General features: G+C 72.7%; 11 protein-coding genes. 4 read left to right on the forward strand and 7 right to left on the reverse strand.

Annotated features, from left to right (window positions below; all coding sequences use genetic code 11):
- Positions 1-127: 127 nt before the first annotated feature.
- The 3 genes from ADL15_RS41445 to ADL15_RS41455 all read left to right on the forward strand — a co-directional run bounded on the left by ADL15_RS41445 (position 128) and on the right by ADL15_RS41455 (position 3,088).
- Positions 128-1,057 (forward strand): RICIN domain-containing protein, encoded by a 930-nt coding sequence (locus ADL15_RS41445; RefSeq protein ID WP_067704055.1) that lies wholly within the window; start codon positions 128-130, stop codon positions 1,055-1,057.
- Positions 1,058-1,328: 271 nt separating this feature from the next.
- Complete coding sequence (locus ADL15_RS41450) at positions 1,329-1,982, forward strand: response regulator transcription factor (RefSeq protein WP_067704059.1); 654 nt, start codon at positions 1,329-1,331, stop codon at positions 1,980-1,982.
- The gene (locus tag ADL15_RS41455; RefSeq protein ID WP_067704062.1) at positions 1,979-3,088 is read left to right on the forward strand and encodes a sensor histidine kinase; all 1,110 of its coding nucleotides are present in this window, start codon (positions 1,979-1,981) and stop codon (positions 3,086-3,088) included. Before ADL15_RS41450 ends, ADL15_RS41455 begins: the two co-directional genes overlap by 4 nt.
- Here ADL15_RS41455 and ADL15_RS41460 read toward each other — a convergent pair.
- The 5 genes from ADL15_RS41460 to ADL15_RS41480 are packed head-to-tail and all read right to left on the reverse strand — an operon-like array spanning position 3,060 to position 6,908.
- A complete protein-coding gene (locus ADL15_RS41460; protein WP_067704065.1) occupies positions 3,060-4,280 on the reverse strand; it encodes an ABC transporter permease in 1,221 nt (406 codons plus the stop codon). The two genes, ADL15_RS41455 and ADL15_RS41460, sit on opposite strands and share 29 nt — an antisense overlap.
- A 29-nt stretch (positions 4,281-4,309) precedes the next feature.
- Complete coding sequence (locus ADL15_RS41465) at positions 4,310-4,969, reverse strand: ABC transporter ATP-binding protein (protein ID WP_067704068.1); 660 nt, start codon at positions 4,967-4,969, stop codon at positions 4,310-4,312.
- Positions 4,966-5,979 (reverse strand): peptidoglycan-binding protein, encoded by a 1,014-nt coding sequence (locus tag ADL15_RS41470; RefSeq protein WP_067704071.1) that lies wholly within the window; start codon positions 5,977-5,979, stop codon positions 4,966-4,968. Before ADL15_RS41470 ends, ADL15_RS41465 begins: the two co-directional genes overlap by 4 nt.
- Positions 5,976-6,434: a hypothetical protein gene (locus ADL15_RS41475; RefSeq protein WP_157441949.1), complete on the reverse strand. Its 459-nt coding sequence runs from the start codon at positions 6,432-6,434 to the stop codon at positions 5,976-5,978. The genes ADL15_RS41470 and ADL15_RS41475 overlap by 4 nt, the downstream gene beginning before the upstream one ends.
- Before the next feature lie 60 nt (positions 6,435-6,494).
- Positions 6,495-6,908, reverse strand: a complete 414-nt coding sequence (locus ADL15_RS41480) for a DUF2000 domain-containing protein (RefSeq protein WP_198171255.1) — start codon at positions 6,906-6,908, stop codon at positions 6,495-6,497.
- Positions 6,909-6,958: 50 nt separating this feature from the next.
- Here ADL15_RS41480 and ADL15_RS41485 point away from each other — a divergent pair, with 50 nt between their 5' ends.
- Entirely contained in the window at positions 6,959-7,765 is an 807-nt protein-coding gene (locus tag ADL15_RS41485) for a helix-turn-helix transcriptional regulator (protein ID WP_067704080.1), read from the forward strand.
- 152 nt (positions 7,766-7,917) lie between these two features.
- Here the strand turns inward: ADL15_RS41485 and ADL15_RS41490 are convergent, their stop codons facing one another.
- Positions 7,918-9,504 (reverse strand): amidohydrolase, encoded by a 1,587-nt coding sequence (locus ADL15_RS41490; protein ID WP_067704083.1) that lies wholly within the window; start codon positions 9,502-9,504, stop codon positions 7,918-7,920.
- A 102-nt stretch (positions 9,505-9,606) separates the two neighbouring features.
- The coding region (locus ADL15_RS41495) for an L-lactate permease (RefSeq protein ID WP_232344879.1) at positions 9,607-10,715 on the reverse strand (1,109 nt) is incomplete at its 5' end.

Genomic DNA, 10,715 nt, shown 5'->3' on the forward strand with positions numbered 1-10,715 from the left:
TCCGTCGCCGATCAGCGGGAGCGGCGCTCGGTCCGGGCCGCAGAAGCATCAACCGAACGGCCCCCGCGCGGAACCGCGCCTGCCGGTAAGTTGATTCATCGATTGTCGATCAGGGGGTGGCAGGGCAGTGAACGGCGAGGATTTCGGTAGCGACCGGGACCCGTTGCTGGTGCGCCCGTTCGTCGTCCAGGACGACGAACCCGAGGAGCAGGCCTCCTCGGACGCCACCTGGCCGGGCACCGCCGCCGCGGACTCGCCCACCCAGGTGCTGCCGATCTTCTCCGGCGGCGCGGACGTCGCCGCCCGATCGGCGCGGCGTGGACGGCGGCCGTTGCTGCTGGCCGGCGCCGCCGCAGTCGTGATCGTGCTGGGAGCGGCCGGGTACACCGCGATGCGCCCGGACCTCCAGCCCGCGCTCTCGGCGGATCTGCCCGACCACTCGCTGCCCGCGGTGACCGGACCGGCCGTCGTCTCACCGTCCCCCTCCGTCGAGGCGGGGGACGACGGGCGCGGCGCCGATTCCGGGTCCGGCAGCGAGGCCGGCCAAGACGCCGAAAAGCCGGCCACGAGCAAACCGACGTCCGTGCCGGCATCCGCCAAGGCGAGCGTGCCGGTGTCCGCGCCCACGAGCGCGGCGGTGACGACCGCGCCGACGACGCCGGCCGCGCTGGCCCCGTCGCCGCTGATGGCCGGTACCGGCACCCTGGTCAGCGGGAACGGTCTGTGCCTGGACGTTCCCGGCGCGATCCCGAGCGACGACAACAACATCCAGGTGTTCGACTGCAACCAGTCCGTCGCGCAGGTGTGGACCCTCGCCGACGACGGCACCCTGCGCGTGATGGGCCGCTGTGCGCTGCTGGTCGGCGATGACACCGTCCGGCTGACCACCTGCGACGGTCGCACCACGGCCCAGTGGCGGGCCACCGGCGCCCGCGAGCTGGTCAACGCGGCCGGGAGCAGCTGCCTCACCGACCCGTCCGGCGGCGGCCGCCCCGGCACCCGGGTCCTGGTCGTCAAGTGCACCGGCCAGTCCAACCAACAGTGGTCCCTGCGCTGACCAGCAAAACCAACTGACCAGCAAAACCAACTGGCCAGCAAAGACCAGCTGACCAGCAAAAACCAGCTGACCAACAGACCACAACAGCTGACCACCGCGCCCAAAGCGACCACCACAACGCAGCTGCCCACCCCAACCGACCGGTCACCACAACCAGCTGCCCACCACGACCAGCCGGCCACGCAAAACCGACCGGCCACCACAACAGGCAACAACCCGGCACCGGCGAACGTTAACCGGCGCGTGACCCTCCGGATGAGGTGATGGCGGTATGCGGATCCTCGTGGTGGAAGACGAAGAGTTCCTCGCCGATCTGGTCGCCGAGGGCCTGCGTAAACAAGCGATGGCCGTCGACATCGCCCACGACGGTGCCGCCGCACATGAACGCCTCGCGGTCAACGACTACGACGTGCTGGTCCTCGACCGCGACCTACCGGTGATCCACGGCGACGACCTCTGCCGCCAGCTGGTCGCCCAGGGCTCCCGGGTACGGATCCTGATGCTCACCGCCGCCGGCACCGTCCACGACCGGGTCGCCGGACTCGACCTCGGCGCCGACGACTACCTGCCGAAACCGTTCGCCTTCGACGAGCTGGTCGCCCGGGTCCGGGCGCTGGGCCGCCGCACCGTCCCGGCCCTGCCACCGGTGCTGGAGCTCGCCGGGCTGACCCTGGACACGGCCCGCCGCCAGGTGCACCGCGACGGACGCTACCTGCCGCTGTCCCGCAAGGAGTACGCCGTACTGGAGGTCCTGATGCAGGCCCGCGGCCGCGCGGTCAGCAGTGAGGAGCTGCTGGAACGCGCCTGGGACGAGCACATCGACCCGTTCACCACGGTCGTGAAGGTGACGATCAGCAAGCTGCGCGCCAAGCTCGGCAACCCACCAGTGATCATCACTGTTCCCGGCGGCGGCTATCGACTGTGAGACTCCGAACCCGCCTGACCCTCCTCTACGGCGGCCTGTTCGCCCTGGTCAGCTCGTTCTTCCTGCTCGTCGTCGAGCAGCTTCAGCTGCGCGTGTTCGACGAGACGGTGGGTGACGTCCCGTTCGTCGCACCGACCGGCTCTCCACCCACGATCCCGCCGGGCCGGCCCCGGAGCCTGGAGAAGGTGCAGGAGGACCTCTCCGACGCGCAACGCCACCTCACCCTGGTCGCGATCGCCGCGGTCACCGTGCTGGCGTTCGTGGTCTGCTGGTGGCTGACCGGCCGGCTGCTCCGCCCGCTCGCCCGGATCAACGCCGCGGCCCGCCGCCTGTCGGTCGCCACGCTGCACGAGCGGATCGCGCTGGCCGGCCGCCAGGACGAACTGCGGGAGCTGGCCGACACGTTCGACGCGATGCTGGATCGGCTCGAGCAGGCGGTGGCGAGCCAGCGCCGGTTCATCGCGAACGCCTCGCACGAGCTGCGCACACCCCTGGCCATCCAGCGCACCGCGATCGAGGTGGGCCTCGACGATCCGGCCCCGGAGCGGCTGGCCGAGGTCCGCGCCGCGATGCTGCGCAACACCGAACGCTCGGAGCGCCTGATCACCGGCCTGCTGGAGCTCGCGCAGGGCGAGCGTGGCCTGCAGGCGCCGGGCCCGGTGCTCCTCGGTGACGTCGTCGAGCAGGTCGTCGAGGAACACCGGGCACCGGCGGCCGCGGCCGGGGTCACGATCAGCAACAGCACCGCGCCGGTCGGCGTGCACGGTGACGAGGTCCTGCTGACCCGCCTCGTCGCGAACCTGGTGGAGAACGCGATCCGCTACAACAAAACCGGCGGTGTGGTCGAGGTCCGCTGGGACGCCGCCGGGTTGCTGGTCGGCAACACCGGCCCGATCGTACGACCGGAGCGCGTCCCCGAGCTGTTCGAACCGTTCCGCCGCCTGCACCCCGACCGCACCGGCCGGGGCGAGGGCGCCGGACTGGGCCTGTCCATCGTGGCCGCCATCGCCCACGCGCACGGCGCCACCGTCGACGCGACAGCGAACCCGGACGGCGGGCTGACCGTCCGGGTCGTGTTCACGAGCCCAGCGCCTCGGTCGGCGTGAGCAGCGCCGCCCGCCGCGCCGGATAGATCCCGGCGACCGCCCCCATCAGCACCGCGGCCAGCGCACCACCGGCGACCGCGGGCAGTGGCACGGCCAGTGGCCAGCCTTTGACCAGGGCGAACACCGCGCACACGGCCAGCCCGAGCAGCACCCCGGCCAGGCCGCCGAGTGCCGACAGGGTGACCGACTCGGTGAGGAACTGCAGCCGGATCTGCCCGCGGGTGGCACCCAGCGACCGGCGCAGCCCGATCTCCTGCCGCCGTTCGAGCACCGCGATCACCATGATGTTGGCGATCCCGACGCCACCGGCCAGCAGCGCGATCCCGCCCAGCCCGAACAGCAGCGCGTTCAGCGTGCGCTCCGCCTCGGCGCCGGCGAGCAGCGCGTCGGACGGGCGGGACACCGTCACCTGCTCGGGGTGCTCCGGATCGACCGTCGCGGGCAGCAGCTCACGCACCGCGGTGACGGTGTCGTCGCTGGACCGTTCGTACACTGTGGTGGGTTGACCGTCGAAGCCGAGGGTGCGCGCGTATTCCCAGCCGATCAGCGCGGACCGGTTGATCTCGGCGGCGAGCGGTACCCGGTCGGCGACCCCGATCACCAGGAACCAGCGCCCGCCGATGTGGACGTGCCCACCGGCCCGGTCGACGCCGAGCCGGGTGGCTGCCGTCGCGCCGAGCACGACGGCCGGATAGCGGCTGGTCGCGGCGTTCAGGAAGGTGCCGGAGCGGACCGTGGCCCCGAGCGCGCCGAAGAGCCCGGGCCGGGCCGCCTGCACGGTGATCCCGCCGGTGGTGGCGATGTCGATCTTGTCGGTGCGCCGCACCGTCACGGTGTCGACGAGCCCGGTCGCGGACACCCCGGTCACGCCCGGGATCCGCGCGACCATCCGTTCCGCGGTCGCCGGCAGCGTGGCCGGTTCCCCGGTCAGCGTGCTGCCGGCCGAGACGGTCAGCATGTTCGTGCCGAGCTTCTCGATCTGGGCGAGCAGCGCGGCCCGGCTGACCGTGCTGATCCCGACCAGGCCGACCATCGCGGCCACCCCGATCGCGATGCCGAGCGCGGACAGCACCGCCCGCAGCGGCCGCCCGTAGAGCCCGCCGAGCCCGACCGCGGCCAGATCGACGAGGCGCAGCCGCGCCGGCTCCGGCAAGGTGATCAAGCGACGACCACCCTCCGGCAAGTTGATCATGCGATCGCCCTCGTTTCCTGACCGGCTGATCATGCGATCACCGAGCCGTCGCGGATCGCGACCCGGCGGGGCAGCGCGGCCGCCACGTCCCGGTCGTGGGTGATCACCACGACCGCGGTGCCGTCCCGGTTCAGGGCGGCGAGCAGGTCGAGGACCCCGGCGCCGGAGGCGGTGTCCAGGTTGCCGGTCGGCTCGTCCGCGAGGACCAGCGGCGGGTCGCCGACCACCGCGCGGGCGATCGCCACCCGCTGCCGTTCGCCGCCGGAGAGCTGGTGCGGCCGGTGCGTCAGCCGGTGCCCGAGCCCGACCCGGTCCAGCGCCGCGGCGGCCAGCACGCGGCGCCGTCGTGCGCCGACACCGTGGTAGAGCAGCCCGGTCGCCACGTTGTCCAGCGCGGACAGGTGGGCGGTGAGGAAGAACTGCTGGAAGACGAAACCGATCCAGCGGGCCCGGATCGCGGCGAGCCGCCGGTCCGGCAGGAGCGCCACGTCGTGCCCGCGCAGCAGCACCCGGCCGCTGGTCGGCGTGTCCAGAGTGCCCATCAGCTGCAGCAGCGTGGACTTGCCGGAACCGGACGGCCCGACGATCGCGATCAGCTCACCGTCCCGCACGGTCAGCGAGGCGTCGCGCAGCGCGGTCACCCCTCCCGGGTACGTCCTGGTCACCCGGTTCAGCTCGACGAGGCTCATGTCCGCGGCACCCTGACGAGCATTCCCGGTGCCAGGTCGCCGGTCACCTCGACGTCGTCCCCGGCGAAAATCCCCAGGTGTACGGGTACCGAGCGCACCGTCCCGGACTCGTCCAGCACCTCGACGGCGTACTGGTCGGGTGACGTCGCGAGCAGCGCGGTGATCGGCACCGCCAGGACTCCCCGGCGTACCGAACCTTGAAAAGCGGCAGTGACCGGCGCGCCGTCGAAAGCACCCGCGGTCCCGGCCTCCGGCAGCGTCACGGTGACCGGAAGGCGCGCCTCCTGCGTCGCGGACCCGGTCGCCACCGTGCCGACCGCCGTGATCGTGCCGGTCACCCGCGCACCACCCGGCAGCGTGACCCGCACCCGCGCGCCGGTACGGGCCAGCGCCGGCGCGTCACTGACCGGCAGCTCCACGGTGACCTGCCGCCGGGTGCCGCTGACCGTGCACACCGTGCCACCGGCCGGCCCGCCGAGCGTGGCCCGCACCGCGGTCACCCGGACCGGGCCCGGCTGGACCACCACGTCACCGGGCGCGACCACCCCGGTACGACTCCGCCCCCGATCCCGCTGCCAGTCCCGGATCGCCGCGGCGGTGGCGCCGGTGAAGTCGCGATCCACGGTCAGTTCCGCGCCGTGGCCGAGCGCCGCCAGGTTGCGCTCCAGCTCCAGCACGTCGTAGCCGTCGGTGACCCCGGCCCGCAGCTCATGCCAGAACGGCGTCGAGCCGTAGAACAGCGGCACCGCGACGCCGTCCACCCCGTACACCCGGTTCCCGCGCCGCAGCACCGCGCCGGCCACCGGAAGCCAGGTGATCCGCCCCGGCCCCTCCCCCAGCACGCCGCGGCTCGCACCGAACCCGAGTGTCCCGGCAACCTCGGCAGTGCTGCTCAGGTCGGTACGCCGCACCTCGACGGCGGGCAGGCTCCCGGTCGACGCCGCGACCGGCGCGCTCCGGTCCGGCCAGAGCAGCCAGCCGCCGCCGGCCAGCAGCAGGCGGCGTCTCACCGGGGCACGTCCTTGTCACAGACCGTGAACGCGTCCACGAGCTGCTGCTGCGGATACGTCGCGCCCTCCGCCAGGTGGACCGCCGGATCGCCGCCGGCCTCCGGATCCTCGGCCCGGATCCCGTGCCGGCGCAGGCACTCGGCGAGCCGGAGTGCGTGCTCCTCGACCGCCGGATCGGGGTCGCCCTCCCGATGCCCGGGCGGCGCGAGCCGGGCGCACGCGGACAGCGCGGCCAGCGTCTTCGGGTCCTTGGTGTTGAGCGTGAACCCACCGGCCTCGTCGACGTCGTCCATGTCCGGGACGTCGACACCCGCGCTGCGCATGCACCTGTTGTGCTGATTCGCCTGGGCCAGCTCGGCCGCCGACGGCTCCGGCCCTCCGGTCTTCCCGCACGCCGCCGGACCCAGCGTGAGCACGACCGCCAGGGCCACCCCATATCGTACGAATGTCCTCATGCCCCCCGAGTCTCGGCACCGCGCGGTTGCGCCTCGGTGAGCGGGACCGTTAACCGGGACTCAACCGTGCATCGACGCACCCTTGAGCACCTTGTCGACGGCGTTGCGAGGTCCGTGCACGGCCAGCCCGACCAGGTCCAGCCCCGCGGTGGGCACCGCCCGGACGGCGGCCCGGTTCGCCTCGTCGTGGCCGGTGGCGAAGAGATCCGACGTGAAGATCGACATTTGTACGCCCCGGGCCAGCCCCCGGGTGTGCGCCTCGCGCAGCAGTTCCTTGCCGCCCTCGAGGACCAGCACCGGCTGGCGGAACATCGGCAGGTACTCGACGTCGTCGCCGTCGACGTACGGCTGGCCGAGCGTCTCCGGCTGGGCGGTGGCCAGCCCGGAGACCAGGAAAGCGGTGACGTTGAGCCGTTGCCAGACGAGCAGGTCGTCGCGGAGCAGGACAGCGATCTTGGTGGTGAATCCGGTCATGCCACTCATCGTCGACCGTCCCCCACCTGCGGGTCTTGTACGATCGTGACGTGCTGCCGGGCCCGTCGATCCGCGCGTGGCGACCCCCGCTGGACGGTGTCGCCGAGGTGCTGCACGCCCGGTTCGGCACACACGCGTACCCGATGCACGCGCACGACACCTGGACGCTGCTGCTCGTCGACGACGGCGCGGTCCGCTACGACCTGGACCGGCACGAGCGTGGCGCGTTCGGCGAGATGGTCACCCTGCTGCCACCCCGGGTTCCGCACAACGGCACCGCCGCCGACCGGCACGGCTTCCGCAAACGCGTGCTCTACCTGGAACCCGGTCAACTGCCCGACAACCTGGTCGGCGCGTCCGTGGACACCCCGGCACTGGCCGACCCGGCGCTGCACCGGATGATCTCGACGGTGCACCGGCTGGTCCGCTCCCCCGGCGACGAACCGGCCGCCGACGACCTGCTCACCGTCGCCCTGGAACGGTTGCGCAGCCGGCTCGGCGACCACCCCGCGCCGCCGCCGCACGGTGGCGCGGCCCGGGATCTCCGCGAGCTGCTGGAGGCGCACATCGTGCCGGGCCTGCCACTGCGCACGGCCGCGGCCACGCTGCACTTCGCGCCGGCGCACCTGGTCCGGTCCTTCCGGCGCGAGTTCGGCATGACCCCGCACCAGTACGTCATCTCCCGCCGCGTCGACCTGGCCCGCCGCCTGATCCTGGCCGGGCAGCCGATGCCCGCGGTCGCGGTGGGCAGCGGCTTCTACGACCAGCCCCACCTGATCCGGCATTTCAAGCGGATCCTCGGGGTGAGCCCGGGCCGCTTCGCCCGCCCGCGCTGGGCGACCTCGTCCGCCCTCTGACCTGCCCTTCCCCGAACCTTTCGCCGGTCTTACTCCGGCCTTACTCCGGCCTTGGGCCGACCTCGGCTCGGCCTCTCGGGCGGTCTTGACTCTGACCCAAGGGGAAGGTTCAGGCTGGTTGCCGAGGGCGGGTTTCCGATGTGGGACGGGGGTCAGGAGCGATGGGCGACGGTGCCGTCCACAACGGTCAGCGGGACCGCGGACTCGGCGAATTCGTCCGGGCCGGCGGTCAGCGGGTCCAGGGCGAAGGCGGAGAGGTCGGCCCGGAAGCCGGGCGCGATCCGGCCGACGTCGGTCCGCCCGGCAGCGGCCGCAGCCTGCGTGGTGTATCCCTCGAGGGCCATCCGGGCGGTGAGCGCCTGGTCCGGCAGGATCGGCTCCACCTCCGGCGCACCGGCCGGCCGGCGCAGCCGGGCCGCCGCCATGATCCCGCGCGGGTCGAAGGACGCGATCGGCCAGTCCGACCCGAGCGCCAGCCGAGCACCCTGATCCCTCAGGTCACGGGCCCGGAAAGCGCGGTCGGCGCGCTTCTTGCCGAGCCGCCGCGACCAGTTGTCGGTGTGGTCGGCCCGGGTGTAATGCGTGCAGTGCGTGGGCTGCATGCTCGCGGTCACGTCCAGCTCGGCAAACCGCGCGACCAGCTCGGACGGCATGGTCTCCAAGTGTTCGACACGGTGCGGCACCCGCGGCCGGGGCAGCCCGGCGAGGGTGTCCAGGACGTAGCGGATACCGGCGTCGCCGATCGCGTGCGTGACGATCGGGATGCCGTGCCCGGCGAGGTGTCCGGCCGCCGCGGCGTATTCGGCCGGGTCGGGCCAGAAGCAGGCGGTCGACTCGCCGTGCGTGTCCGGCTCGTCGAGCCAGGCCGTGCCACCGTCGATGGTTCCGTCGATCATGAATTTGGCGCCCTCGACCCGCCACCGGCGGCCGCTCAGCCGCTGCTGCTCGACACACTGCTCCAGCCCGTCGCCGGGCATCACGAACGGGGCGCAGCGCCAGGTCAGCGGCAGGTCACCGTCGGCCTCCAGGTCACGGAACAACTCCAGCGAGTCCAGCCCGAAATCCATCGCGTTGGCCGAGGTCAGCCCGCTGGCCGCCATCCGGTTCATCAGGTCGCGCAGCCGGGCGCGCCGGTCGCACGGGTCGTCCGCCGGCAGCATCTCGTGCACCACCATCGCCGCTTCGAGTTCGAGCAGGTGCCCGGTCGGCCGCCCGGCTGGGTCACAGACCACGCTCGCCCCGGAGGCGAACTCCCGCGGCCCGGTGATCCCGGCGATCTCCAGCGCCCGCGGGCTGACCAGCGCCGAGTGCGCGTCGAAGAGCACCAGGAAGACCGGCACGTCCGGCCCGAGCGCCTCCACCAGCGGCGCGTGGGTGACCGGGGCGCCCTCGAACGCGTTCGGGTCCAGCCCGAATCCCTCCAGCCATTCCCCGGCCGGGCCGGCCGCGGCACGCAGCGTCTTTTTGAGCTCGTCGCGGGTGCGCACCTGGGACAGGTCGACGCCCCGCGTCATGCTGAGCCCCATCACCGGGTGCGCGTGCCCGTCGACCAGGCCCGGCGTGATCGTGGCGGCGCCCAGCTCGATCAGTTCGGTGCCGGGGCCGCGCCAGTCACGGACGTCCGCCCGGTCGCCGACCGCGGTGATCACCCCGTCCGCGACGGCGATCGCGGTCGGCTGTGGACCGGGAAGGAGGGTGTGGATCCGATCCGCCATCAGGATCAGGTCGGCGGCGGTCATGTGCGCGCTCCTCACGGACGGTGGTCACACGGCTACTACTTGCCTGTGTACCGCCTCCGGTGCCACCCGGTTCAGCCCCCGTTCCGGCAAATCTCGGCCGGACTACTCGGACGGGACCATCCAATCCAGCACCGGTGTCCCCTGCAGAGTGACGATTACGCACATCAGGAGCAGCAGCACCCCGCTCCAGAGCACCACCTTGCGGAAGATGTCGCCTTCCCGACCGGCCATCCCGACGGCGCCCGCGGCAATCGCCAGGTTCTGCGGGCTGACCATCTTGCCGAGCACCCCGCCGGAGGAGTTGGCGGCGGCGAGCAGCAGCGGGTCCAGTCCAGCTTTCGCCGCGGTCTGCACCTGCAACGCGCCGAACAAGGCGTTCGCCGAGGTGTCCGAGCCGGTCACTGCCACCCCGATCCACCCGAGGATCGAGGAGAGGAAGACAAAGACACTGCCGGCCGTGGCCAGGAACGCGCCGAGGGTGCTGGTCTGGCCCGACTGGTTCAGCACGTAGGCCAGGGCCAGCACGGCCATCACGGTGACGATGGCATGCCGCAGCTCGACATAGGTCCTTCCGTAGGCCCGCAGCGCCGCACCGGGCCGGACCCGCAGCACGACCGCGGTCAGCACACCGGCGATCACCATCAGCGTGCCGGCCGCCGGCAGCCAGCCGAAGGTGAAGTTGGTCGAGGCCAGAGGTTTGCCGTTGGTCCCGACGACATCCAGGCCGGGCCATGCGAAGACCACCGTCCACGGCTCACCGGCCAGCGCCTCCTTGACCGGCCCGAGGTTAGCCACCGCAAATATCACGATGATGATCAGATAGGGCGCATAGGCCCGCGCAACCTCCACCGGCGCATCACGCCCCGCAACCACAGGCGCATCACGCCCCGCAACGCCGCCCCCAGCCCGCCCGGCCACACCCTGCCCGGCCCTCGCGGACTCAACCGCGGCCCGATCCGGCCGCGCCCGATCGCCGCCCGCCCCACCGTCTGCCCCACCGGCCGCATCCGGATCGCCCAACGCCGCCCCACCCCCAGCGCCCGCGCCCACGCCCACGCCATCTAGCCCACCCGCAGTGCCCACATCGCCCGACCCACCCAAGGCACCCGCGCTGCCCGCGTTGCCCGCGTTGCCCGCGTTGCCCGCGTTGCCCGCGTTGCCCGCGTTGCCCGCGTTGCCCGCGTTGCCCGCGTTGCCCGCGTTGCCCGCGT

Origin of the sequence: Actinoplanes awajinensis subsp. mycoplanecinus, from assembly GCF_001509495.1 — a bacterium.
In the GTDB taxonomy this organism is placed as follows: Bacteria; Actinomycetota; Actinomycetes; order Mycobacteriales; family Micromonosporaceae; genus Actinoplanes; species Actinoplanes palleronii.

Excerpts from the sequence above, each read along its gene's own strand:
- ADL15_RS41450 (WP_067704059.1), top strand. The coding sequence starts at position 1,329 with ATGCGGATCCTCGTGGTGGAAGACGAAGAGTTCCTCGCCGATCTGGTC.
- ADL15_RS41460 (WP_067704065.1), bottom strand. The coding sequence starts at position 4,280 with ATGATCAACTTGCCGGAGGGTGGTCGTCGCTTGATCACCTTGCCGGAG.
- ADL15_RS41465 (WP_067704068.1), bottom strand. The coding sequence starts at position 4,969 with ATGAGCCTCGTCGAGCTGAACCGGGTGACCAGGACGTACCCGGGAGGG.
- ADL15_RS41475 (WP_157441949.1), bottom strand. The coding sequence starts at position 6,434 with ATGAGGACATTCGTACGATATGGGGTGGCCCTGGCGGTCGTGCTCACG.
- ADL15_RS41480 (WP_198171255.1), bottom strand. The coding sequence starts at position 6,908 with ATGACCGGATTCACCACCAAGATCGCTGTCCTGCTCCGCGACGACCTG.
- ADL15_RS41490 (WP_067704083.1), bottom strand. The coding sequence starts at position 9,504 with ATGACCGCCGCCGACCTGATCCTGATGGCGGATCGGATCCACACCCTC.